General features: G+C 59.5%; 21 protein-coding genes, 1 other RNA gene and 1 pseudogene. 15 read left to right on the top strand and 8 right to left on the bottom strand.

Going from position 1 to position 23,304, the window contains the following annotated elements:
• Positions 1–104 precede the first annotated feature (104 nt).
• The 3 genes and pseudogenes from P5540_02920 to P5540_02910 form a co-directional block, all read right to left on the bottom strand.
• Positions 105–298: pseudogene (locus tag P5540_02920) on the bottom strand (transposase).
• 40 nt (positions 299–338) lie between these two features.
• Positions 339–530: non-coding RNA, 6S RNA (gene ssrS / locus P5540_02915), on the bottom strand.
• Between the two features lie 55 nt (positions 531–585).
• On the bottom strand, positions 586–1,008 hold the full coding sequence (locus P5540_02910; GenBank protein ID HRT63752.1) for a hypothetical protein: 423 nt from the start codon (positions 1,006–1,008) through the stop codon (positions 586–588).
• A 240-nt stretch (positions 1,009–1,248) separates the two neighbouring features.
• Between P5540_02910 and P5540_02905 the strand changes: the two genes are divergently transcribed.
• The 4 genes from P5540_02905 to P5540_02890 are packed head-to-tail and all read left to right on the top strand — an operon-like array spanning position 1,249 to position 4,586.
• A complete protein-coding gene (locus P5540_02905; protein HRT63751.1) occupies positions 1,249–2,313 on the top strand; it encodes a glycosyltransferase in 1,065 nt (354 codons plus the stop codon).
• Positions 2,222–3,262: an ATP-grasp domain-containing protein gene (locus tag P5540_02900; GenBank protein ID HRT63750.1), complete on the top strand. Its 1,041-nt coding sequence runs from the start codon at positions 2,222–2,224 to the stop codon at positions 3,260–3,262. The genes P5540_02905 and P5540_02900 overlap by 92 nt, the downstream gene beginning before the upstream one ends.
• Positions 3,247–4,113 carry an NAD(P)-dependent oxidoreductase gene (locus P5540_02895; protein HRT63749.1) on the top strand — a complete coding sequence of 289 codons (867 nt, stop codon included), beginning with the start codon at positions 3,247–3,249 and terminating at the stop codon, positions 4,111–4,113. Before P5540_02900 ends, P5540_02895 begins: the two co-directional genes overlap by 16 nt.
• The gene (locus tag P5540_02890; GenBank protein HRT63748.1) at positions 4,110–4,586 is read left to right on the top strand and encodes a putative molybdenum carrier protein; all 477 of its coding nucleotides are present in this window, start codon (positions 4,110–4,112) and stop codon (positions 4,584–4,586) included. Before P5540_02895 ends, P5540_02890 begins: the two co-directional genes overlap by 4 nt.
• Here P5540_02890 and P5540_02885 read toward each other — a convergent pair.
• Together P5540_02885 and P5540_02880 are read right to left on the bottom strand one after the other, a co-directional pair.
• The gene (locus tag P5540_02885; protein ID HRT63747.1) at positions 4,552–6,765 is read right to left on the bottom strand and encodes a Calx-beta domain-containing protein; all 2,214 of its coding nucleotides are present in this window, start codon (positions 6,763–6,765) and stop codon (positions 4,552–4,554) included. The genes P5540_02890 and P5540_02885 overlap by 35 nt on opposite strands.
• A 49-nt stretch (positions 6,766–6,814) precedes the next feature.
• Entirely contained in the window at positions 6,815–8,629 is a 1,815-nt protein-coding gene (locus tag P5540_02880) for a trypsin-like peptidase domain-containing protein (GenBank protein HRT63746.1), read from the bottom strand.
• A 382-nt stretch (positions 8,630–9,011) separates the two neighbouring features.
• Between P5540_02880 and rhaT the strand changes: the two genes are divergently transcribed.
• The 8 genes from rhaT (at position 9,012) to P5540_02840 (ending at position 15,688) form a co-directional block, all read left to right on the top strand.
• Entirely contained in the window at positions 9,012–10,058 is a 1,047-nt protein-coding gene (gene rhaT / locus P5540_02875; GenBank protein ID HRT63745.1) for an L-rhamnose/proton symporter RhaT, read from the top strand.
• Positions 10,059–10,162: 104 nt separating this feature from the next.
• Positions 10,163–11,236, top strand: a complete 1,074-nt coding sequence (locus P5540_02870; GenBank protein HRT63744.1) for a uroporphyrinogen decarboxylase family protein — start codon at positions 10,163–10,165, stop codon at positions 11,234–11,236.
• 29 nt (positions 11,237–11,265) lie between these two features.
• Entirely contained in the window at positions 11,266–11,925 is a 660-nt protein-coding gene (locus P5540_02865) for a corrinoid protein (protein ID HRT63743.1), read from the top strand.
• A gap of 132 nt (positions 11,926–12,057) precedes the next feature.
• Positions 12,058–12,942, top strand: a complete 885-nt coding sequence (locus P5540_02860) for a homocysteine S-methyltransferase family protein (GenBank protein HRT63742.1) — start codon at positions 12,058–12,060, stop codon at positions 12,940–12,942.
• A 39-nt stretch (positions 12,943–12,981) separates the two neighbouring features.
• Positions 12,982–13,899, top strand: a complete 918-nt coding sequence (locus P5540_02855) for a DUF4097 family beta strand repeat-containing protein (GenBank protein ID HRT63741.1) — start codon at positions 12,982–12,984, stop codon at positions 13,897–13,899.
• Complete coding sequence (locus tag P5540_02850; protein HRT63740.1) at positions 13,896–14,495, top strand: RNA polymerase sigma factor; 600 nt, start codon at positions 13,896–13,898, stop codon at positions 14,493–14,495. The genes P5540_02855 and P5540_02850 overlap by 4 nt, the downstream gene beginning before the upstream one ends.
• On the top strand, positions 14,482–14,874 hold the full coding sequence (locus P5540_02845; protein HRT63739.1) for a hypothetical protein: 393 nt from the start codon (positions 14,482–14,484) through the stop codon (positions 14,872–14,874). Before P5540_02850 ends, P5540_02845 begins: the two co-directional genes overlap by 14 nt.
• Positions 14,875–14,893: 19 nt before the next feature.
• Positions 14,894–15,688 carry a lipopolysaccharide kinase InaA family protein gene (locus tag P5540_02840; protein ID HRT63738.1) on the top strand — a complete coding sequence of 265 codons (795 nt, stop codon included), beginning with the start codon at positions 14,894–14,896 and terminating at the stop codon, positions 15,686–15,688.
• On the opposite strand, the gene P5540_02835 is transcribed toward P5540_02840, so the two are convergent.
• From P5540_02835 to P5540_02825, 3 genes are all read right to left on the bottom strand, one after another.
• Entirely contained in the window at positions 15,685–16,350 is a 666-nt protein-coding gene (locus tag P5540_02835) for a tyrosine-protein phosphatase (GenBank protein HRT63737.1), read from the bottom strand. The genes P5540_02840 and P5540_02835 overlap by 4 nt on opposite strands.
• A 423-nt stretch (positions 16,351–16,773) precedes the next feature.
• Positions 16,774–17,991: a 2-hydroxyacyl-CoA dehydratase family protein gene (locus tag P5540_02830; GenBank protein HRT63736.1), complete on the bottom strand. Its 1,218-nt coding sequence runs from the start codon at positions 17,989–17,991 to the stop codon at positions 16,774–16,776.
• Positions 17,988–19,136 (bottom strand): 2-hydroxyacyl-CoA dehydratase family protein, encoded by a 1,149-nt coding sequence (locus tag P5540_02825; GenBank protein ID HRT63735.1) that lies wholly within the window; start codon positions 19,134–19,136, stop codon positions 17,988–17,990. Before P5540_02825 ends, P5540_02830 begins: the two co-directional genes overlap by 4 nt.
• A 545-nt stretch (positions 19,137–19,681) precedes the next feature.
• Between P5540_02825 and P5540_02820 the strand changes: the two genes are divergently transcribed.
• The 3 genes from P5540_02820 (at position 19,682) to P5540_02810 (ending at position 23,263) form a co-directional block, all read left to right on the top strand.
• Positions 19,682–20,119 carry a hypothetical protein gene (locus P5540_02820; protein ID HRT63734.1) on the top strand — a complete coding sequence of 146 codons (438 nt, stop codon included), beginning with the start codon at positions 19,682–19,684 and terminating at the stop codon, positions 20,117–20,119.
• 152 nt (positions 20,120–20,271) lie between these two features.
• On the top strand, positions 20,272–21,774 hold the full coding sequence (locus tag P5540_02815; protein ID HRT63733.1) for a sulfatase-like hydrolase/transferase: 1,503 nt from the start codon (positions 20,272–20,274) through the stop codon (positions 21,772–21,774).
• Between the two features lie 10 nt (positions 21,775–21,784).
• Positions 21,785–23,263, top strand: a complete 1,479-nt coding sequence (locus tag P5540_02810) for a sulfatase (protein ID HRT63732.1) — start codon at positions 21,785–21,787, stop codon at positions 23,261–23,263.
• Positions 23,264–23,304 lie beyond the last annotated feature (41 nt).

The following is a 23,304-nucleotide window of genomic DNA, read 5'->3' as shown; positions in this document are numbered from 1 at the left end:
ATAAATCAACTCTAGTCACATGTTTCAAGTTCTGCAAAAAGGGGCATGAGGTGCTCCGTTTCTAAGCCGCATCGAGGCAGTTGAACCTAAGGCGGCTGAACCGCGTTAGAAAAGATCCGCACGACGTGGGTTCGCCGCTTGATCGCCTCGTTGACCCACTCGAGCATATAGGGCGGCTTCATGTGCTTATGGTGTTGCAGCGGAAGGCGGTAGAACGCGAAGGTCTCCTCTATTTGGATTCCTCCCATGCACATAGCTTGGCATAACGTGTTTGCCACTTCTGAAGCAAGGTATGGATATGGATCCTCAAGCGGCCGGTGAAAGGTCCCGTGGCGGAAAAAATCCCCGCTTATGCCGTAGGCTGAGGAACTTATTGAACCTTGCCCACCAAGGGGGCGTCCTCACGGTAGTCGTCCGGCTTCCACGCCGGGCTTGGCCCGGGAGGCCTGTCGTAGACTACTCAAATATTGGATGCCCAGTTCAATAGTAAGGAACAAAGTTACTCGCCAACTCGAACACAGCAGGGAAAACCTGTTTGCTATCCATCCCAAGCATATCAAAAGCGCCCGGAATCGTCAATGGATTTCAGGTGGCGATCGGCAGGGGAAGCCGGGTCGCGTGGTAGAACAAAAAGGTGAAGACGAAACAGGCCATGCCGAGCACGCGGTGCCAATGGTCGCCGTGGGCGATGCACCACTCGGCAATTATGATATTGACGGTCGGGATTACGAGGCGCACTCCGCCGTCCACGAAAAGAAAAACGCCCAGCGATTTGACCAGCAGCGGAAGGGCCGTTGCGGGCGCCCGGAGAAACATTTCCGCGCCGATTATCATGAGGAGGACTCCCAGCAGACGCGCCCAGCGTTTTCGGGTAAACAGGCGTATGGAAGCGCGCAGGCGTCCCGGCGCAAACACGCCGATGAAACCCAGCACGCCCGTGATCGCGACCATCGCCCACATCAGGGGCGCATAGATCAGAGCCAGAAAATTCGCCGCATTCGATGTCATGGGTTTGCTCCCAAATCAACTTGAACCATGGTGTATTTATTATACCGGTTTGCGGATGGGGAATCATACCGCGGATCGCCCGTACTTTTGTTTGAGGGTATTCACTCCGGTTCAAGCCGTTTTGCGGGGCCGCCGGCATCGCCTGTCGCCGTGGGACGCGAAGGTCCTTTGCATCCCGCGCCGGTTCTGCTCTAAAGTAACGCGTGTGGCGCCGGAGCGCTTGGAGGAACGACGTTGACAATGGAAACCCCGGATATATCGGTCGTAATACCCGTTTACAATGAGGAGCCGAATCTTCGCGAGGTAATCGGCCGGACCGCTGCGGCTCTTGAGAAACTGAACCGATCGTTCGAGATCGTGGCGGTGGACGATGGCAGTTCCGACGGCAGCGTGGCGTTGCTCGAGGAATTGCAACGGGACGAACCACGGCTTCGCATTGTGAAACTGATGCGCAATTTCGGCCAGACGCCGGCGATGTACGCCGGTTTTTCGAATGTTCGGGGACGTCTGGTCCTGTCCATTGATTCGGATTTGCAGAATCCGCCCGAAGAACTAGCCAAGTTGATAGCCAAGCTCGACGAGGGCTTCGACGTGGTGCAGGGTTGGCGGGAAATCCGGCGGGATTCGATGTTCCGGCGGTACGCCTCGAAAATCATGAACGCCATCGTGTCGTGGTCAACGGGTATTCATCTGCGGGATCTGGGTTGCGGATTGAAAGGTTATCGGCGCGAAGTGATTGATCAGATGGTTCGGTTTTCGCATCATTCCCGGTATGTGCCGGCGGAAATCGTATGGTTGGGTGTGCGGATCGCCGAGGTACAGGTGGCGCATTGCGAACGCGCGGGCGGGGAGAGCAAGTACAGTCTCTGGACGCTGCTTCGCCTGAATTTCGACATGATTGCAAGCGTCACGACGGCGCCGATCAAGTTCATCGGACTGGTGGGGTGGTTGTTGTCGCTGGTGGGGTTCGGCATGGGCGGTCTAATTTTCGCCAAGCGGCTCATTTATGGCGATTTCAACCAGATGGTCACCGTGACGGCGCTGTTTTTCACGCTGGCGGGTGTGCAGATGATCGCGACGGGCCTGATGTGCGAATACATGAGCCGCATCTATATCGAGGCGCAGAACAAACCCTATTTCATCGTCAAGGAAATCGTCGAGCCGGAGGAGAAATCGCGTGAAGGAAAGGTTGCTGACCGTTCTGGCGCTGGCCGTGGGCGGCAACGTCAGCGAAGGGATACTGAAGGCGCTGGCGCTGAGCCGGCTTCGCTGCCGCGTCGTCGGGGCGGACGTCGGACCTCATAAGCTCGGCCTCTACACCGTTGATCGCGCCTATCTCGCGCCGTATGCACGCGAACCGCACTTTGCCGATTGGCTGATCGAGCTCTGCCGCAAAGAGCGGGTGGATGCCGTGCTGACGGGCGCGGAAGCCATTCTGCCCGCGCTGGCGCAACTGGCCCCGCGTGTTCACGCCGAAACGGGCGCCGTCTGTCTCGTGAGCGACCCGGACACGTACCGCGTCGGCGACGACAAATTGCTGACATGCCAGTGGCTCGACGCGCACGGGTTTCCCTGTGCGGCCTATGCGAAATCGGATGATGTGGCGGCGGTTCGCGCCCTCGCGGAAGCGCATGGCTACCCGTTGCTGGCGAAACCGCGGGGCGGCGGCGGGTGCCGGGGGCTTCTCCGCATCGAAAACGAGGCGGGGCTGGCGCTCGTGGCTGGAAATCCGGACTATCTTGTCCAACAGTACATCGGCAACGACGCGGAGGAATATACGGCCGGCTGCTTTTGCGACCGGGACGGGCGCGTCCGGGGGTGTATCGTGATGCGGCGGGAATTGCATGAAGGCACGACGGCTTTCGCCGAGGCGGGGCTTTTTCCGGACGTGCGCGACACCGCGGTTCGCATTGCGGAACAACTGCGTCCGATGGGACCGTGCAACATCCAGATGCGCATGCACGCGGAGCAGGCGGTTTGTTTTGAACTCAACATTCGTTTTTCCGGCACGACGCCGGTGCGCGCTCGAATGGGATTCAACGAGGTCGAGGCGGCGTTGCGGCATTATGTGCTCGGAGAACCGGCGCGGGAGTTGCCGGTCGTGACACGCGGCGTCATGATCCGTTACTGGAATGAAATGTACGTGGATCCGGACGGATGCGAACAGTTACGTCAGGCGGGAATGCTCGATGCGCCCGGGCGTTTCCTTCGACAAATCGAAAACTATGGAATACGGCCATGCGAATTCTCGTAACGGGTTCGACCGGCCTGATTGGCGAAGCCGTGGCGGCGCATTTGGCGGGGCAGGGCCATGAGGTTTTCGGGCTGAGCCGGAAACCGGCAACCGCCGACGGGCCAACCGTCCCCGCTGACATATCCGCGCCTGATTTTTCACAACGGGTTATGGACGCGATTCCGCCCTGCGCGGCGGTCGTCCATTCGGCGGCGTCGCTGGGCATGCGCAACGACGATCCGTCGGTTGCGCTTACGAATTGCCTTGGAACTCAGCAGGTGGTTACGCTGGCCGCGCGATGGGAAGCGAAATGTTTCGTGTATCTTTCCAGCGTGGCGGTCATCGGGCGTCCGTGCCATGTGCCCATTGACGAAACGCACCCGGTTGATCCGCAGACCGTCTATGCCGCCTCCAAACTTTTTGGCGAACACGTCTGCGCCCTTTCCGGCATGCCGGCGGCGCTGTTGCGCGTGACCGCTCCCATCGGCCCCCGCATGCCAAGGAACCGCATACTGCCCCTTTTTCTGTCGAAGGCGCGCATGAACGAGCCGCTGCTTCTCAACGGAAAAGGAACGCGCAGGCAGAATTATGTTGATGTGCGCGATATTGCGCGCGCGGTCGAGGCGTGTATCGGGCGCGCCGCTTCCGGCGTATACTTCATCGCCGGAAACGAATCCGTGACCAATCGCGAGCTGGCGGAGCGGTGCATTCGCGCCGTTCAATCGAAATCCAAGATCGAATTTTCGGGTAATCCCGATCCGGACGACGATATCGCATGGGACATCTGTATCGCAAAAGCCGCGCGCGATTTGGGCTACCGGCCGCACTATTCGCTTGATGCGAGCATCGCGGACATCGCCGCCGCATTATGATCGCGCGCGTGATTTCAGGCGGGCAGACAGGCGTGGATCGCGCGGCCTTGGATATGGCGATCCGGCTGGACATTCCATGCGGGGGATGGTGTCCGCGCGGACGGCTCGCGGAAGACGGCGTCATTTCTCCCGTTTATCCCCTTGTCGAAACCCCTTCTTCGCAATACGAGGAGCGAACGGAATGGAATGTGCGCGATTCGGATGGCACGCTGGTGCTGACATGGGGTCCGCCGAGCGAAGGAACAGGGTATACGGTTTTCATGGCGCGGCGGCATGGCCGGCCGTGCCTGGTGGTCGATCTCGCTGAAAATCCGACCGTCGCGGAAGCGGTTGCATGGATTGCCGACGAGAAGATACGTGTGCTGAACGTGGCGGGACCGCGCGCGAGCAAGTGTCCGAGGATTTACGATTTTGCCCGCGGCTATCTTGAGCAACTGTTCATCGCCGCGGGCAAGGGCCGGACCTCATCGTAAAATAGGGGACCGACAAGGCGGGAATGGCCGTGAATTGGGTCGGATCGCTTTTGATCCCGTGGATCAACCCCATGATTTCCTCGTAATCGGTATAGCCGTCGCCATCGGTGTCGGGATTGAACGGATCCGTGACATAACCGTACACGGCATGGATTTCATCGTAATCCGACAGGCCGTCCCCGTCGTTGTCGAGGTCGTCGTCGAGGATCGTGATGGTGGCCGGATTGTTGCCCGTGGGGGGGAGTTCGCAGCCGGAAGGGTTGGATAGAATCAGCCGAAATGTCCGATCCGGTTCGGTGTGCGTGTTGTCGTAAATGGGGACGGAAAACGTTTTTGACTGGATCGTTCCCTCGAATACCAGCGTTCCGGCCACGGGCGTGTAATCCCGTCCGGCGACGGCCGTGCCGTCTGCGGTGGCATACTCGACGCTGGCCGGCGCGCCCGGCGGCAGGCTGATGCGCACTTCGACAAGGACGCTGCCGGCGGCTTCGCCCGCGATATACTCCGCCTCGCTGAAGTCTGCGAACGGGATATTTGGCGCCGGATCCAGATAGTTTCGGACGATCGGAAACGTCACGTCGAAACGCCCGTAATAATCGGGGAAGTTCATGTTTGTGCAGGATGCGCCGCCTCCCCAGAGTTGTCCGATGAACTGTCCCGTCTCGGTAAGCATGAGCGGACACCCCGACGAGCCGTGTTCGGTCGTTCCGAGCGAGTACAGCACTTCATAAAAAAGGGAGGGGAAATTGTTGTCGGTGTTGGTGAGCGAAGCGAACGAAATTCGCTTGAAACTGCCGGTGGGATGGTGAATGCAGGTGACGGGCCTCTGAAGCGGCTGGGCCATGATGCTCCATCCGAGGTAGGCGAGGCCGCCGGGCGGCTGGTTGCGCAGGCGCAGCAGGGTGAAATCGTTTCCGCCGCCAAAGGTCGCATTTCCGGGGGATCCGGCCAGGTAGTCGGCGCCGCCCGTCGTGCGCGGAACCGACGAGGCGGGCGGCGGCAAACCGTCGCAGGTAGACGTCTGATACAGCCAATACACTTCGATGGACGATGCGCCGCGGAATCCCTCTTGGGCGCCGACGCAATGGTTCGCGGTAATGAAATAGGGGATGTCGGTCGTGGGGTCGGTGTCCGCGATCAGGCTCCCCGTGCACCAGACATAACCGATGTCTCCGATGCTTCCGATTCCGCCTACGGCCCGTGCTGCGCCGGCCCATGCCGGATAACAGGTGACATCGAGATTGCAGGCGCCGGCCTTGGCCCAAGGCAGTGCGTCGAATCCCCGGTAGATGTAAATGACCTTGTCAATGAGAAGCGACAGGACGGTCGTCGGCGCGCCGGCTGGCACGCGACATTCGACAACGATGCGATTACCGAAACAGGAGGCCGCCCAGATATCGTTTTCACCGGCGTGCGGCCTTGTGTAGGGGCCGTAGGCTTCGGAGGGCATTTCGGCGTTATAGATGATCGTCTCTGCGCCTTCGGGCATCATGAGGCGCGAAAAATGGACACGAAGTCCCACCGCTCCTTCCGAACGCAATTCCGCGGACCATGCACGCGATCCATCGGGAAGGACCTGCCATTCGCCGTGCGTGGATTCGTTCCCCGTCAAACGAATGGGCGGCGCAATTTCCTGAAACACGCCGATTCGCGTAAGGCTTTTTCGGGTGTCGCCGGAACTATGGGCATCCTCCGCTTCGATGGCATCGCGATCGATGGCCGGCAGCGTTACCGTGGCGGAAGGGGAAACGGCTTTTGGAACAGGGGTATCCGGCGACTTCTTGGCGTCGGGAACGCGCAGGTTCATGGACGTTTCACGCGGTTTCAGTTCCCAGTTTTTCGGCGCGATGCCCAATGCGGCCAGACGCGGCTCTTCAACGATACGGCCGGTTGCGTCAAGGTACAGGTCGAAGGCTGGTCCACCGTCCTTGGGCAGGACATGATAACCGTCCAGCATCTGCCGGCGATCGGCGGGCGCCGTTTCCTCCCATGCCATGAGGACAGTGAAGCGATCGGGCGGGTAGCCCAGCATCGCCAGCCGTGCCGATGCCTCCGGAAAAGCGGGTTCGCCGCAGTCCACGCATGGTTCGGAAGCGGATGACGGCAAGGCCGCCAGTAACACGCCGAGAATAAGCGCTGTGGATCGCCATGCAAGGCGGCGGCCGACTCCTTTGTTCATTTCGTCCATCTATTTCACTTCGTGCTTCATGTAGTGAATGTGTTTTTCGTTATCCGCCATTGAGCACGGCAAGAATGACCATTTGCAGATCCGTTGCATCCACCTTTCCCGAACTATCCACGTCGGCATTGTGGACAATCGGCATGCCGAGCAGGGCGTTGACCACCAACTGAACGTCCACGATATTGATCTCGCCGGATCCGTTTACGTCGAGCGGAGAGTCCACCTGGTTCATCCATGCGGCGATCAGCGGAAAGGTTTTGTCGAATCGCCCGAAATAATCGGGTTCATCCGTATAGGTGCATGACGCATACCCCCCCCAGAGTTGGCCGATTATCTGGTGGGTGTCGGCCCGCATGAGCGGACAGCCGGAAGAACCGCCTTCTGTTGTGCCGTCATGCCACAGGGACTCATGAAAGTATTCATAAGGCTTGACGGGATCTCCGCCTTGCTGAGGACTGCCGGCGTCGGATAGCCGGCCGAAACTGATGCGTTTGAAATCGCCGCGCGGGTGATGGATGGCCACGACTTCGGTTCCTATGGGGGGCGGAGTGGTGGTCCAGCCCGCATACGACAACCCGTCCGGTGGCGCGTTGCGCAGTCGCACAAGGGCAAAATCGGTTCCCATGCTCGAATTGACCGTGGCCAGCAGATCCGCACCGCCGGATGTGCGCGGGGTGCTGGCAATCGCTGGGCGGGCGCCGTTGCACGCAGCGGTCTGGTATAGCCAGTAAAATTCCATGCTCGACGCCCCGCTGGTACCGCTTTGCACGCTGACGCAGTGATTAGCGGTCAGAAAATAGGGAATTGTGGATTCCTCGCGCAAGTCGGCGATGAGCGTTCCCGAACAATGCAGTTGGTTCGGCCTGGAAATGAAGGAAAATCCCCCCGCTCCCCGCGCCGTCACGGCCCAAGCCTCATAACAGGAAACATCCAGATTGCACGGTCCCGCCTCCGCCTTGGCCCATGGAAGTTCGTCGAAATCAACATAGGTATGGACAACATTTTCGATGGCGATCCGAAGGCCGGCCGGTTCGTTTCCGGGCGCCACGGTACACTCGACGGTTACCGCGTCCGAGAAACACGAATCGCTGAACAGGTCCGTGTCGCCGGGATAGAAGCGATCAAACGGGCCGTAGACCTCGTTGGGATGGCGGGCATTGTAAACAATGAGCCGGCATCCCGCCGGAACCGCCAGTTCCGTGAATCGAAGCCGCAGCGCGCGCGCTCCGGGCGATTCGATGGTAACGGCCCATACCCACCCGCCGTCGTCCGTCGTTCGCCACATTCCGGTATTCACGACATTTCCTTCGATCCGGATGGGCTCGGACAAATCACGCACAATCCCCACCCGCCGCGCCGTCTTGCGTCCCGCGGGAGCGTTCGCCCTTTCCGCGTCTTCCGCCTGCAGCGCCGCGATGTCAACGGCAGGCAATGCAACGACGGCGGACGGTTCCGACCCCAATGGCACGGGGCGCGCGGGCAAAGCCTTGGCCAGCGGGGGAGGGATTTCCTCCATCTGTTCGACAGGGGGAAACGACCAGTTTTTCGGGGCAATTCCAAGGGCGGCAAGATCCTGGCCGGACAAGAGGTTGCCGGCCGCGTCACTGTACAGGTCGAAGGGCGTCCCGCCGGTTTTGGGAGCCAAATGGTATCCGGTCACGAGCGTGCCGGGACGCAACCGCGCCGCTTCAGCCCATGCCAAGAGAACCATGTAAGTATCTTCAGGATAACCCTTTGCATTCAAAAAGGCCTGTGCCTCGGGAAAGGCCGGCGCGCCGCACGATTCACACTCCTCGCCTTGTGCAATGAAAGCCAGCATGCCGGTCAACAATAGGATATGAAACGCGCAACGTGCAGCCAACAAACACTTCCTTTTCCAGTTTGAGTCGAACGACCAACGTTCTACCGTTACCCAAGTGTACACCAGAAACGGATTTTCGGCAAGGCGGCCTTCTGGGGCTTTTTTTCACGACGGGAGGAGTTGAGCCTTATGAAATATCCGAGCGACCAGGCCGGGCGCCAGGGCAAATATCTTTTCGGCTCTGCGCGCTCACCAGTCCATCTTTTTGATTGGATCCGCCAGAACGATGCCCGAAACGGGGGTGGCCGTCGGGGATCGGAACAACCAAGGATACCTTTTTTCATGGCTTGCGAACGGACACCATGAGGCGCGAACGGTTCTTGACAAGGAACCTGCGCGATGGCCATACTCGCGACGCAATAATACGGCGGGGAATGACGGCATGAATGCGAATCCGTTCCTGGGAGTATTCCTGCACGCGATAGGCGGCTTGGCGGCGGGGAGTTTCTACATCCCTTACAAGCGCGTGCGCGGCTGGGCATGGGAAACGTACTGGCTGGTCGGCGGCGTGTTCAGTTGGATCGTCGCGCCGTGGGTGGTCGCATCATTGACGTGTCCTGCGCCTTGGCAGGTAATCCGCCAAGCGCCGGTTTCGAGCGTCGCATGGGCGTACTTCTTCGGCGTGTTGTGGGGCGTGGGCGGGCTGACCTTCGGACTCTCGATGCGCTACCTTGGCATGTCGCTCGGATACGCGTTCGCATTGGGTTTCTGCGCCGCATTCGGAACGATTATTCCGCCCTTGTTCCAGGGGACCTTCGGTGAGTTGTTGAGCGCGCTGTCAGGTTGGGTGACGCTCGCGGGCGTGGCGGTCTGTTTGGGCGGAATCGCGGTGTGCGGGCGCGCGGGTCTCGCGAAGGAACGCGAACTATCGCCCGAAGCCAAGCGCGCATCGGTCAGCGAATTCAACTTCCTCAAGGGCGTGTGGGTGGCGATATTCGCGGGCGTAATGAGCGCGTGCATGGCGTTTGCAATCGCGGCGGGCAAGCCGATTGCCGAGTTGGCCGTCCGGCACGGCGCGCCGGACCTCTGGAAAAATACGCCGGTGTTCATTGTGATTCTCGCAGGCGGGTTCACGACAAACGCGATCTGGTGCCTGATCCTGAACGTGCGGAACCGGACGCTGCCCGATTATGGCCGCGCGGACGTTCCGCTCGCGGCGAATTACCTGTTTTCGGCGCTGGCAGGGATCACGTGGTATCTACAATTCATGTTCTACGGCATGGGCACGACGCGGATGGGGCGCTACGATTTTTCCAGTTGGACGATTCACATGGCGTTCATCATCGTGTTCAGCAATCTGTGGGCGTTGTATTTCCGCGAATGGAAAGGCACGAGCCGAACGGCGCACCGGATGATTTTCGCGGGCATCGCCGTGTTGATTGCCTCGACGATTGTCGTCGGTATTGGCAACTACCTGGCAGCAAAGTAAGGTTCAAGGTACAAGGTTGGGATCGAGAGGCGCTGGTGTCAGGAGGTTGGTTATCCTCAGCCTTGGATCTCTCGTCTGATTGAAAGGGAAAGACGTTGGATAGGATGACCAGTATCGAGCGGATTGGCAATATTCTCCGGCGGAAACCGGTGGACAGAATTGGCGTCTTTGAGCATTTCTGGGGCGACACGCACAAGAAATGGAGTTCGGAAGGGCATCTGCCGGAAGGCGTCCCGCTGGAGGACCATTTCGGGTTCGACCTGCAATTATGTTGGCCGTTCAACCTGGTCGGGAAACTCGATTACCAACCGGAGACGATCGAGGAGACGGATGAAACCATCCTTCAGCGCGACGGCAACGGAGCGGTGTTGCGCCGGCATAAACTGCACGATTCGACGCCGGAACACGTTGATTTTCTCGTGAAAGACCGCGCGGGCTGGGAGGAACACGTCAAACCTTTCCTGACGCCGGACCGGCGCCGGATCAACTTCGAGGCCTATCGCGACGCGAAGAAACTCGCCGCCGAAAAACAGCGGTTCTTCTGCTGGTCGGGCGTGGGGGTATTCGAGTGCATGCACCCGGTCTGTGGCCACCAGGAGATGTTGATGGCCATGCTGACGGACCCGGATTGGGTCAAGGACATGGTTGACACCTACGCGCGACTGACATCGGATCTGATGGAAATCCTGTTTGCCGAAGAAGGCTGGCCGGACGGGATCTGGTTTTACGAGGACATGGGGCTCAAGGGCCGCCCCTTCATCAGTCTCGACATGTACCGCGAGTTTATTCAGGCGGGACATCGGAAGCCCATTGCGATTTGCGCAGCGAAGGGGTTGCCGGTCATAATGCATTCGTGTGGTTACGTGGAGCCTCTCGTGCCGGGCATGATGGAATCCGGCGTGGACTGTCTCCAAGTCATCGAAGTGAAAGCCGGCATGGATTTGTTGCGTTTGCATGCGGACTATGGAGATCGGTTATCATTCATCGGCGGCATGGATGTCCGGGTCTTGTACACGAACGACCGCGCGGCCATCGAGCGGGAACTCGCGGGAAAGATCCCCGAGGTGAAGCGGCATTACGGTTATGTGCTCCATTCGGACCACTCGATACCGGACCAAGTGGAGTATGAAAGTTATCGGTATTTCGTTGAACGTGGTTTGGAGTTGGGGACTTACTAGCTGAAACGTTTACAGAAGGAGAACGTGGGATGGCTGATCTGTTGGAACAAATCGCAGTTTGTATCGAGCGCGGAAAGGTCAACGCGAATTCGACGTATCCGCCCGACATGAAGGGCCAGGAAGGGGCCGACGAACTGGTGAAAAAGGCGCTCGATAGCGGCGTGGCGCCGGACGATGTGCTGAGCAAGGGGCTGGTCGTCGGCATGGGCCGCGTCGGTCAGAAATTCAGCGAAAACAAGGTCTTCGTGCCGGATCTGTTGATGGCCGCGAAAGCCATGTCGGCCGGCATGGCCCATTTGAAGCCTTTCTTCGAGTCGGGCCAGGCGCACCACAAGGGCGTCTTCGTCATCGGCACCGTCCAGGGCGACTTGCATGACATCGGCAAGAACTTGGTGGCGATGGTGGTGGAAGGCGGCGGTTGGAAAGTGGTTGACCTCGGCGTGGACGTGTCCCCGGAAAAATTCCTGAAAGCGGTTCAGGAAAATCCGGGCGCGTCGGTCGGCTTGAGCGCATTGCTCACGACGACCATGGTCAACATGGAAAATACGGTCAAACTCGTCAAGGAACAAGTGCCGGGCACGAAGGTCATCGTGGGCGGCGCCCCGTTGACGGCCGAGTTTGCCAACAAGATTGGCGCGGATGGCTACTCGCCTGACCCGCAGGGCGCGATCGCTTTCCTCAGCGCCTGATAGCGGACAAGCCATCCCCATCGTATGAATGGATACATGTTCCGGCTTCCGTGAGCGGGGTGATCCCGCTTGCGGAAGCGGTTTTATTTATCGGCGCGATAACGATCCGTACCCGCTGCATGGAGGACGATTATGAACCGAATCTGCGACGATTTGAAGGTAAAGCGTATCCTGGTGTCCGACGGGGCCTGGGGCACTTTTCTTGTGAAAAAGGGATTGCAGCCGGGGGAATGCCCCGAACTGTGGAATGTCGATCATCGCGAGGCCGTCGCCGATATTGCTCGCAGCTACCGCGATGCGGGATCGGACATGGTTTCGACCAACAGTTTTGGCGGGAACCGCTTCAAACTGGCTCATTTCGGACTGGCCCATCGCGCCGCGGAATTGAACGAAGCCGCGGCGGCCCTTACCCGTGAGACGGTCGGGCCCAATCTGCACGTCTTTGCCTCGATAGGTCCGACGGGCAAGATCCTCATGATGGGCGATGTGTCCGAAGAGGAAATCTACGATGCTTTCAAGGAACAGGCCATGGCCTTGGAGCGCGGGGGCGCGGACGCCTGCTGTATCGAAACCATGATGGCCCTCGACGAGGCCGTTCTCGCCATCCGTGCGGCACGGGAAAATACCGGTCTGGAAGTCATCTGCACCTTCACATTCGACCGCATGGGCGACGGAACCTATCGCACCATGATGGGCAACACGCCCGAAGAGATCGCCGCCGCCCTGATTGACGCAGGCGCGGCGATAATCGGAACCAACTGCGGGCAGGGACCGGCGGGAATGATCGAAATTGTCCGGGCCATGCGCGCCGCCGCACCCGATACGCCGATCCTGGTTCAGGCAAACGCCGGCCTGCCGGTGCGGGTGGGCGATCACGATGAATTCCCCGAAACGCCCGAAATGATGGCCGCCCGCGTGCCCGACCTCATGGCGGCGGGGGCCAACATCATCGGCGGGTGCTGCGGAACCACGCCGGATCATATCCGCGCCATCGCGAACGCGGCACACCGGATGTAGTCCGTGAAACCCCACTCCCGGTGATGGGGTCGTATTGACATGATTCGTTTTCTTCGAAGTCTGGTGGCGGCAGGCATTGTCGCAACGGCGGTGCTTTGGTTCAGTGTGCAGGTGGTGGCGCCGAATCTTCCCCGCATTGTCGGCCCCCCGCAGATTCATGAGCACCGCGAATTCAGACTGCCGGCCGCGCCGCGCATCCATCTGGTCAACGACGACGGGGCCGTGCAGGTGTACGCCGGGGCGCGCGAGGGGGTGCATGTGCAGGCGGATGTGCGGGTCTATGCGCAGAGTTCGGCCGCAAAATTGCTCGCGCAGGTGTACGCGGCATCCCTGATTTATACGACGGCGGATGCGGAATCCGTGCGGGTCGTTACCGAACCACGCGAACGACCGGACGATATCGAGGTGCGGGTGGATTACTGCCTGCTCGTTCCGACGGGAACCGATGTGCAGGTCGAGGGATCCAACGGCAATGTATGGGTGTCGAAAGGGTGCGGCCAAGTCGCCATTCAGGGACGCAACGCCGATATTGACATCACGGAGCCGTCCGGGACCGTCGAGGCCCGCAGCACCAACGGCCGCATCCGCCTGGTGGACGCCTCGTCGGATGCCTTGCTCGAAACCATCAACGGCAGCATTTACGCCCACATGCACGGCGGCGCGCTTCGGGCCACGACCACCAACGGCGCCATTGTCGCGCGCGTGCTGAATCCGCAGGTGAAGGCCTGTGACTTGACCACGCAGAACGGGGGGATTACCGTTATCATGGATGGGCGGTGCTCGGCCCGGATTGACGCATCCACGGGGCGCGGCGCCATCACCTCCGATTTCCCCGTGGCCACACCGCCCGGAAGCCCGAAACGCCACCGCTTGCGCGGGCTTATCGGAGAAGGTAAAATAGACCTGAAGCTGAAAACGTTGAACGGCAACATATGGATTACTCGAAACAGTCTATGATCGCCGGGCGGACGCGGGCGTGGAATCTCGCAACCACCCCGAATTGCGAGAGCGAACCGGACGCTTTGCTCGTGCAGCGGGCCAAGCAAGGCGACGCGGATGCCTTCTCGCAGTTGGCCGCGCGCCATCAGCGTGTCGTGTACAATCTCGCGTACCGTTTCATGCGCGATGCCACGCAGGCCGAGGACATGGCGCAGGAAGCCTTTTTGAAGGCTTATCGGATGCTGGACGGATTTCGGGGCGATTGCAGTTTCTCGACTTGGATGTACCGCGTCACAGCCAGCGTTTGCCTGACGGAATTAGGGCGCGGCAAACGGCGCGTCGAGATTGAATCGCAGCCGTGGCGGGAAGCGCAGGCTTTGGACAGCCGGGTGGACTGGAGCGACATGCCCGACATCATGCGCCGCTGCATCGAACTGCTCCCCGAACGGTACGCCCATATCGTCACGCAGTATTACCTCAAGGAACGATCCTATGAGGAAATCGCCGACGGGCTCAGCATTCCCACGGGCACGCTGAAAACATGGATGCACCGGGCGCGAAACCAGCTTCGCCGGATATTGGAGAAGGAGTATTCGCTCAATGGACTCCTTTGATCCAAACGATCTCGACCGCCTAGTCGAACAGAAACTGAAAGAGGCGCCGATGCGACCCGCCCCGGTGAATTTGTACCGGGAAGTGAGAAAGCGCATTGCGGCGGTAACCGCAGCCAATCGGGAGCGGCGTCGTTTTCGCAAATGGATCGGCGGTTCCTTTCTGTTTTTTACTGCCTTCGCCGCACTGCTCGCCGTCGCGGCGGCAATCTTCGACCTTCCCGGACGCCTCGCCTTGGCGATGCCGGGCATCCTCGGATACTTCGATTATGTGGGACTGGCCGTCGGCCATTCGTGGACGCTGGCCGCATCACTGGCCACGCCGATGGGTCTCATCATTGTCGGGGCCGCGCTGTGGGTCGGATTGCGAAGCGCCCGATAACCCCGCCGGTTCAATAACCATGGATGGATTTGTATTCATACGCGAAGGCCGGAAGACCGCGTGCGTCTGCGAAGAAGGCGCCTCAATAGTCGCCGGGGCCCTTTTGCACAACATCGGTTGCGAACCGGCCGAAAGGGGGGGGCGGGGTCGGCTCGGGCGCTTTGCGTGGAAAAACGGCCACGGCCTCATCAGAACCTATCGGCGCGGAGGGCTTGCGCGCCATTTGCCGGGCGATTTATTTTTCCTTCAAAACCGCGCCTTACGCGAATTGGAAATCCATCGTTTCGTTTTTGCAAACGGTCTTTCCGTTCCGGAACCGCTGGGCGCCTGCTGGCATCGGGCCGGTTTATGGTTCGGCGGGGCGATTGCCACCCGGGAAATAGACGCCGCCGACTTGGCCGAACGGCTGGAAACGATGACCCGGCAAGGGGCACGGGCCCCGGACGAATGCGTGGCGCAGGACGATCTTGCGGAACTCATGCATTCGTGTGGCCGGCTTTTCCGTCAGATGCACGATCTGGGCGTTTTTCATGCCGATTTACATGTAGGCAATGTCTTGGTCGGCGCGAATGGCCCATTGATCCTCGATTTCGACAAGGCTTTTATCGTGCCGCGTCTTTCCCGGATCCAGCGTGCCCGAAATCTTTTCCGCTTTCGGCGTTCATTGGAAAAGAGAGGCTTCCCCCCGCCGTTGTTCGAGATGGTTTGCGAAGGCTATGGCCCGGCCGTGTTGCCGGGATGGATGAGCCGACTGTACCGCACGAAAGGCCGCCTCTCGGACTGGGCGTCCGGCCGCAGAATCTCGGTTGCCTAATTTTGACTGTAAGCGTGGATCCGCTTTTCGGGAGATAGGGTTGTGTTTTCGGGAAGCGCGGATTTTCGTCCCTTCGTTTCGGACGCCTTCAAAGAGGCATATTGACCGGGATATACCTCTTTCGCCCACTGTTTGAAGGGAAGATGGCTGCCTTCGTACAGGGCAAGGACGCGGCCGACCGGCGCATCGTTGAACAACGGCCCGAATTGTTTGCGCGCCGTGGCAATGTCGGCGCCCTTGAGCAACAAATAAATCGCCGCTGCCACGCCCGTCCGATGCGTTCCACCCTGGCAGTGGACCAGGAACGGCTTGGCGCCGGTTTCCATCAGCGCGACAAATTGGGCAAGCGAATCCGGATCGGGCAACCGGCTTTTCGACCAGGCAAAATCCTCGTGGGCGATGCCAAGCCGCCGACAGACCGCCACTTCGGTGTCGTACCATGGCGCTCCCGGATTGTGATCGCGCAAATTGACAACCGTTCGGATGTGATATTTGTGGATGGCGGATTCCAAGGCTTTTTCGCCCATTTGCCGCGATCCGTAGAAGGCATCTTGTTCGACCGTTCGGAAATTGTGTCCGGGAAAATAAATCCACAGCGGCACAGCAAGCGCCAAGGCCGCCAAGGCCACGGCCACACCGGCGATTTTGGCGACGATTCTCATCTGCATGGATCCATAAAATGTTTTACGAGTCTCGATTCATCTGCGGGGATTGAACTTGTCTGCAACTACGCATTACCGAAGAACTTGCTTTTGCACTTGAAAAGCCACCTACAAAACAAGGGACAGAGCCCGAAAATTTCCGTTCTGAGTTGTACAAATCCGGCAATCTTGCTGTTATTTTGGCGGCGCCATTCAAATGTCGCCCTATCCGTACAGGAACCGGCGTAAAACTGTCCCCATTCAACCGTGCTCGCAAATCAATGCTGCCCATAAAAAGCATGACGCAAAACCGCAATGCCGCAAGGAGCCATATTTCCAAGAAAAAAAGAACGCTCATGCCCCATAAAAGGCAATCGTTGTCATTCTTTACGTCTTGGCGCCTTTGCGTTGAATTCTTCTACAGCAGTTTGGACTCAGGAGTTTCTAGGCGGCCCGGCTCAGGAGCGTTTCCATGAATGCGTCAATGCGGGCGTTGATTTGTTCCTCGGCATACATCCGCACGTCGTTCATGTCCGCCTCGATGATGAGCACCGGTATGTCCAGTTCGTCGCGCAGGGTACGCGCAAGTTCATACTGGCCCAGCGAATAGGCTTTGCAGCTGCGATCGGAGTGCAACACGAACCCGTCGAGCGAGTAATGGTCCACCGTCCGCTTGAGGGTCTGCACGCGCTCCTCGAGACCGCAATTGATATACACGCTCAGGTAGACGCGCGCCAGTTCGCGCAGCATGTCGGTCGCCTCCGGATTGACGGGATGCGCCCAGGCATGCGCATAGGTCGCCGCGACCAGGCAGGCCTTGTGCATCGCAAACCGCTTGGACAGGCCGCCCATCTGGAACCAGATCGGCAGGTTGTCCCAGCCGAGGCGGAATCGTTCCCCAGGCACCGCGGCGATGCCCTTTGCGACGCGGTCCTTCATCTCCGCGAGCAGCGTTTCGTAATAATCCACGCATTGGTCTGTTCCCCGCATGACGACGATCGGCGCGATGTGGATGAAGGTATCGAACGAGGTCATCGGCGATGGCTTGTGCGCCAGTTGATCGAGAATCTCGCCCCATAGGATCGTCGCGCGCGCCGCCAACATGAGCGTGTTGTGCAACACGTCCTGCTCGACGGGCTTACCCACAATCCGCCCGACGCCGTCGAGGATGTCCTGCATCTGGCTCTGGACATAGTCAACGGCTTCGGGCGTGGCTTCATCGTGCACGAATGGTGCATCGAGGAAAAACAGCGGCACGTCGAAGTGCCGCGCAAGGTTTTCGTACCACTTCGTCACCGTGCCGCAGATGTTGTTGCAGCAGAGCAGGAAATTCGGTTTCGGCAATCCTTGCACGGGACTGTTGCCCGTGTAGATGGCCCCGAAATCCGTGCGCGCATACGAACAGAGGTCGCGCGAGAAACCGCGTTCCTCGGAGGCTTCGCAAAGCGTGACGGCCATCTTTTGCGCGCCGCAGAGCGCCGCGTGGTTTTCGGGATAGATCGGGATCACGCCCGCCGCATAGAGCAATTCCACCGGCGCGCCGCTCGTGACCCATGCAATCTTCCTGTCGGTGCCCTCGGCCATTTTGGCGCCGATGTAATACTGTGTCATCAACTGCATCATCTTGGCAACCGACGCGATTGGCACTCGTTCACCGCTCATGATTGGTCTCCTTGGGTCGTTGCGCCCAGCATTTCCGAAAACGCGGCCACGCGCGTCTGGAAATGGGCCGAAGGCGGCTGGTTTTGTTCGATTTCCAACAACAGCGAGGGCACTTGAACGTTGTCAAGCGCTTCGCGCATCCGGGGATAGTCGAAAGCCCACGGATCGCAGAATTTCGTAAACAGGAAGATGACGCCGCGCGCTCCGGCCTCCCGGGCGCGTTTCGCGATTTCCGCTCCGGGATCGTAGCCGTCGCGGTGTTTCGATGCGCACGTCCGGCGATCGAGATACATCCGCGCCAAGGCCCGCAACGGGTCGGCGTCCTCCACGGCTTCAACCGCAAACGGCCGCGCCCCCGTGCACAGATCGTCGTCCACAACGACGCACCCGGCCGATTCGATGGCGTCGAGATACCCGATGTCCTGGCAAACGCTGCCGAGCACCACGACGCGCGGCTTGGCGTCCGGCAGCGATGCCGTGTGCCCCACGGCCGCCAGCAATTGCGTGAGCCATGCCAAGTGCTGCGTGCGCGGCACATAGAACGCCGAAAGGGCCACGGCGGCCAATCCGCGCGCGCCGATGGCGGAGGGATTTTTCCGGTGTTCAGCGTAAAGGGCGCGCATCGCTTTTCGGTGTTGATCATACAACAGGATGGCCGCGCGCACGGCGCCGTCGGTCACCGGCCGGCCTTGCGCTTCGAGGAACGCTTTCAGCCGCCGCAATTCGTTCAGGAAATATGTGACTGCGTGATCGGTGCCTGTTTCAACGGGCGCCGAAAGCGCAAAATGCTTCATGGACGAAACGTTCCGCTTCCAGATGTCCGTAAGATTCTGGATGGTGTCGCACGTGTGCGGGAAGATCATCAGCGACAGAAAATCGAGCGTTCCGGAGAGTCCCGCTTCGAGCGCGCCGCGCGCCAGGCTGCAAGCGTAACTCTGAATCAGCGAATCGGCATTCTGCGTGCCGTCCGACCAGCCCAGAACGCGCACCGGCAAATAGCCCGCCGCGTGGAGCAGCTCTTCCGGCACATAGGTACACATGTAACCGGCGGCCGCCCCGTCTTTTGCCGCTTCCTTCGCCGCCTTGTAGGGAGCGTCGCACACGCCCAGGAACGGCGCCATAGCCATCTCGATCGTCATTGTCATGCTGTATTCCTCCAACGCGGATTGCGGAATGCCGAATGATATACACGAATGGAGCCATTTTCAAGCGTTTCGGCTTGGAATTTCCTGCTCCTGCTCCTGCTCTTGCTCTTGCTCTTGCTCCTGCTCTTGCTCTTGCTCTTGCTCTCGCTCTTGCTCATGCTCTTGCTCGTGCTCTCGCTCTTGCTCTCGCTCTTGCTCTTACTCTTGCTCTTGCTCTTGCTCTCGCTCTAGCTCTTGCTCTTACTCTTGCTCGTGCTCGTGCTCGTGCTCGTAATCGCTTTCGACACAAGGAGTTATGAACGAGAAACGAGTTCTTGGCGTTACAATTACACGTTCGATTGCGATTATAAAGGGTATGTGGGGCCCAAGATTGAGCAGCCAAAACCGGGCTTATTGAAAAAATGAGTATGTCCGGCCGGACTGCTTTTCGACGACATGGAACTTTGAGGTATGTGTCGTGTTCAAGAAAGTGATGCGAGACGGGCAATCCGTTTCGGAAAATAAAACCGCTTTACAAGCGCAAGCGAACGAAAGGAAAAACACACATGAAAAGGCACAGAATGTTGGTATTGGCGTTGGCGATGGCCGTTGCAATGGGACTGGTGGCGGGCGCGTATGCGGCGGAAGGCCCCGCCTGTCCGGCTGCCAAGGCAGAGAAGGCAAACAAAGATGCAAAAGCCGCAAAAGCCGCCCCTGCGGACAAATCCGCGAAGCCCAAGGTCGAGGTCAAGTGCGAAGTGAAGGGTAAACTGGACTCGAAGATGGTAACCAACAAGAAGACGGGCAAAGAAGCCAAGGTGTTCCAACTGACCGTCGCCGAGGCCAAGAATGCCGACGGAAAGGCTCTGGAAGCACTCAAGGGCAAAACCCTCGGCGTTGCGGGCAAGAAAGGGCTCAAACTCGGTGATTATGCCGGCAAGGACGTTACCATCGCTGGAACGCTCGTCAACAATAAACGGCTCGTTCCCGACACCATCAAGTAACGCGCTGCCCGGGGAAGGATACGGGGTTTCGCCCGTGAACCGTTCGGGGTTTACGGGCGAAATTTCTGTTATCATGTAGCCGGTGATCCGCGACGGCGCAGTGGGCCACCCCGCCGAAGACGGATTCATCCAATGTCAGGGAGGGTTGAGATATGAGCATGCAAGGGCTTACACGGCGGCGTTTCATCGGGCGGTTGGGCATGGGACTGGCCGTAGCCGCTCTTCCGCAAACCAGGGCATCGTCGTCGTCCAGACGCCCGCCGAACATTCTCGTTATCATGTCCGACGAACATAACGCAACCGTGATGGGCTGCGCGGGCAACCCCGTCGCGCATACTCCCAACCTCGACGCCTTGGCCGGCCGCGGCGTCATGTTCGAAAATTGCTATTGTAATTCGCCGCTCTGCGTGCCCTCGCGCTTGTCGTTCACATCGGGAAAATACGCCTCCCGCGTGGGCGCATGGAACAATGACTGCCGGCTCCCCTCGCCGGATTACCCCTCGTTGCCCCGGCTGCTTGCCGCCAAGGGCTACGAGGCGTTCCTGTGCGGCAAAATGCACTATGACGCGACCTGCCGTTATGGATTTACCGAGATCGGCGGCAACATGAACCGCAGCCGCATGAACGGCAGGATCGAACGCCGCGACCCGGACGATCTGACCCCGAAACCGGGCCTGTCGGACCGATTCAATGAAAAGAATTTCGGTCCGGGCGACACTTCGTCGCCCATGAACCACGACCGAAATGTCACAAAGGGAACGCTGGACTTTCTACGGAATCGCAAAGAAAACGATCCCCCATTTATGCTGCTGGCCGGTTATCTTACACCTCATTTCCCGTTGATTGTCCCGCGGGAATACTGGGAACGTTACAAGGGTAAAGTGTCCATGCCGGCCATGCCCGACGGATTCCTCGACACGCTACCGCTCAACTACCGCCATCTTCGGATTGGTTTCAATGTCGAGGACATTCCCGACGATATCGTTCGTAAAGGGCGCGAACTCTATTACGGCCTCGTGCAATGGATGGACGAGGAAATCGGCAAGGTGCTTTCCTGTCTGCAAGACAGCGAACTCGCGGAAAACACCGTGGTCATCTACACGGCGGATCACGGCGAAAACATGGGCGAACACGGCCTGTGGTGGAAAAATTGCCTGTACGATTCGGCGGCGCGCGTCCCGTTGATTGTCTCATGGCCCGCGCGATGGACCGGCGGCCAGCGGCGCACCGGCGCGTGCTCGCTCGTGGATGTTGTCCAGACCATCGCCGGACTCGGCGGGGCCCAAACGCCCAAGGACTGGGATGGCGATTCGATGCTGGACTGGCTCGACAATCCGAAGGCATCATGGAAAGATCGCGCCGTCAGCGAGTATTACGCGCACAACATCGCGTCCGGTTATGCGATGATTCGCTCCGGCCATTTCAAATATGTCTACCACACGCCGCCGGACGAAAAACATCCCGCGCAGCACGAACTATATGACATGAAAGCCGATCCCGGCGAATTCACCAATCTCGCCGGAAAGCCCGAATACGCTGATCGCGTGAAGGCGTTGCATAAGGCACTTGTCGGGGAACTGGGCGAGGATCCGGACAAAACCGAACAGCGTTGCCGTGTCAGCGGCGCGCGCGGATACGCACGCCAAGCCGGATAAAACCATTGCCATGAATCTATTTCGACTGCGGACAGGCCCCATCGCGCACATGGCTTTTTTTCAAATGGCCATGGCGTGCATGGCGGTGTTCGGAGCGCACGTCCCGTGTGCATGGGCCTCGGAAGCGCCTGCGGCAAATCCCGCGCGTCCGAATATCATCCTCATCGTGGTGGACGCCTTGCGGGCGGACCGCCTCACGGCCGAACGGAACGGCGTGCCGGTGATGCCGAAATTGCGGCAATACGCGGCGGGCAGCCTCTGGTTTCAACATGCGTACAGCCAGGAATCGTGGACGCTTCCTTCCGTCAGTACGATGTTCACGTCGCTGTATCCCGAAACACACGGCGTCCGGTACCAGCCGCTCGAATGTCCCGGCAAGGCCGCCGATCCGGCGCTGCGAGGACTCCCCGCGGATTTCAAGACGCTGGCAATGTATCTGAAGGAACTCGGCTACCACACCGTCGGCATTCAAACCAATCCGCATTTGCAGGATGTGTCCGGTTTTGCGCGGGGTTTCGACACATACACGTTCGCCTACGGGGCCTTCGCGGACCGGATTACGCGCGAAACGCTGGCGGCCGCCAGCCGCGCGCCGCAGCCGCTTTTTCTCTATGTCCATTATTTCGACCCGCACGATCCGTATTTTGTCCATCCCCCCTTCGACACGATTTTCGGCCCTTTGCCAGCCGTCGAACCGTGGGAAAAGGCCCTCATCGAAGATTATATTCCGTATCACCGGGAAGCGCGACAATGGATGGCCGGCACGCTCAAGGAGCGTTTGCGCCAACCCCTCAAGGCCACGGGCCGGGCCTATCTGGCCCATGCCTACGACGTGGAATGCGCCTACACCGACGCGCACCTGGACCGGCTTCTGATGACGTTGCGCGCCATGGGCAAATTGAATCGCGACAGCGTGGTCATTGTGACGGCGGATCACGGCGAGGAAATCTGGGAACACGGATTTGTCGGACACGGGCGAACCGTGTATCAGGAATCCATCCATGTGCCCCTGTTGATGCGATTACCGGGGCGCGCGCCCGAACGCATCGAATGGCCGGTCGAAAGCATAGATCTCCTTCCCACGATCATGGCGATCCTCGGCGTGCCCGCGGACCCGGCTTGGCAGGGACGCAACCTGCTGCCGGTTTTGAATTCGGGAGGATATGCCGAGGACCGCGTGATACATGCCACCGCGCGCGGCGACATGCCCCGCTTCGCCTCGCACTGCGACGCTGTCATGCACGGAAAATGGAAACTGGTCGTGGACGATTCGGTCAACAAGACGGAATTGTTCGATCTCTCGGACGACCCCGGCGAACAGCGCAACCGGGCGGGCGACAATCCCGCTATCCTCGAACGCCTCGGCGCGCTGCTCGATGCGCACCGAAAGACCTGCGGGCAACATCCGGCCTATGCGCCCAATCGCGGCGCGAAGCCGCTGTCGCAGGAGGCTGTTGACCAACTCAAAGCCCTCGGATACCTTCAGTAACGGGGACTTCTGAGAAGGCGTTCATGAATCAACTCATCTTC

Source organism: Candidatus Hydrogenedentota bacterium (genome assembly GCA_035450225.1).
GTDB lineage: Bacteria > Hydrogenedentota > Hydrogenedentia > Hydrogenedentales > SLHB01 > DSVR01.
Note: the sequence above shows the minus strand (reverse complement) of the source record. Positions and strands in the feature narration are given on the sequence as shown.

Excerpts from the sequence above, each read along its gene's own strand:
- P5540_02910 (HRT63752.1), bottom strand. The coding sequence starts at position 1,008 with ATGACATCGAATGCGGCGAATTTTCTGGCTCTGATCTATGCGCCCCTG.
- P5540_02905 (HRT63751.1), top strand. The coding sequence starts at position 1,249 with ATGGAAACCCCGGATATATCGGTCGTAATACCCGTTTACAATGAGGAG.
- P5540_02895 (HRT63749.1), top strand. The coding sequence starts at position 3,247 with ATGCGAATTCTCGTAACGGGTTCGACCGGCCTGATTGGCGAAGCCGTG.
- P5540_02890 (HRT63748.1), top strand. The coding sequence starts at position 4,110 with ATGATCGCGCGCGTGATTTCAGGCGGGCAGACAGGCGTGGATCGCGCG.
- P5540_02885 (HRT63747.1), bottom strand. The coding sequence starts at position 6,765 with ATGAACAAAGGAGTCGGCCGCCGCCTTGCATGGCGATCCACAGCGCTT.
- rhaT (HRT63745.1), top strand. The coding sequence starts at position 9,012 with ATGAATGCGAATCCGTTCCTGGGAGTATTCCTGCACGCGATAGGCGGC.
- P5540_02870 (HRT63744.1), top strand. The coding sequence starts at position 10,163 with ATGACCAGTATCGAGCGGATTGGCAATATTCTCCGGCGGAAACCGGTG.
- P5540_02865 (HRT63743.1), top strand. The coding sequence starts at position 11,266 with ATGGCTGATCTGTTGGAACAAATCGCAGTTTGTATCGAGCGCGGAAAG.
- P5540_02860 (HRT63742.1), top strand. The coding sequence starts at position 12,058 with ATGAACCGAATCTGCGACGATTTGAAGGTAAAGCGTATCCTGGTGTCC.
- P5540_02855 (HRT63741.1), top strand. The coding sequence starts at position 12,982 with ATGATTCGTTTTCTTCGAAGTCTGGTGGCGGCAGGCATTGTCGCAACG.
- P5540_02850 (HRT63740.1), top strand. The coding sequence starts at position 13,896 with ATGATCGCCGGGCGGACGCGGGCGTGGAATCTCGCAACCACCCCGAAT.
- P5540_02845 (HRT63739.1), top strand. The coding sequence starts at position 14,482 with ATGGACTCCTTTGATCCAAACGATCTCGACCGCCTAGTCGAACAGAAA.
- P5540_02840 (HRT63738.1), top strand. The coding sequence starts at position 14,894 with ATGGATGGATTTGTATTCATACGCGAAGGCCGGAAGACCGCGTGCGTC.
- P5540_02835 (HRT63737.1), bottom strand. The coding sequence starts at position 16,350 with ATGAGAATCGTCGCCAAAATCGCCGGTGTGGCCGTGGCCTTGGCGGCC.
- P5540_02830 (HRT63736.1), bottom strand. The coding sequence starts at position 17,991 with ATGAGCGGTGAACGAGTGCCAATCGCGTCGGTTGCCAAGATGATGCAG.
- P5540_02825 (HRT63735.1), bottom strand. The coding sequence starts at position 19,136 with ATGACAATGACGATCGAGATGGCTATGGCGCCGTTCCTGGGCGTGTGC.
- P5540_02820 (HRT63734.1), top strand. The coding sequence starts at position 19,682 with ATGAAAAGGCACAGAATGTTGGTATTGGCGTTGGCGATGGCCGTTGCA.
- P5540_02815 (HRT63733.1), top strand. The coding sequence starts at position 20,272 with ATGAGCATGCAAGGGCTTACACGGCGGCGTTTCATCGGGCGGTTGGGC.
- P5540_02810 (HRT63732.1), top strand. The coding sequence starts at position 21,785 with ATGAATCTATTTCGACTGCGGACAGGCCCCATCGCGCACATGGCTTTT.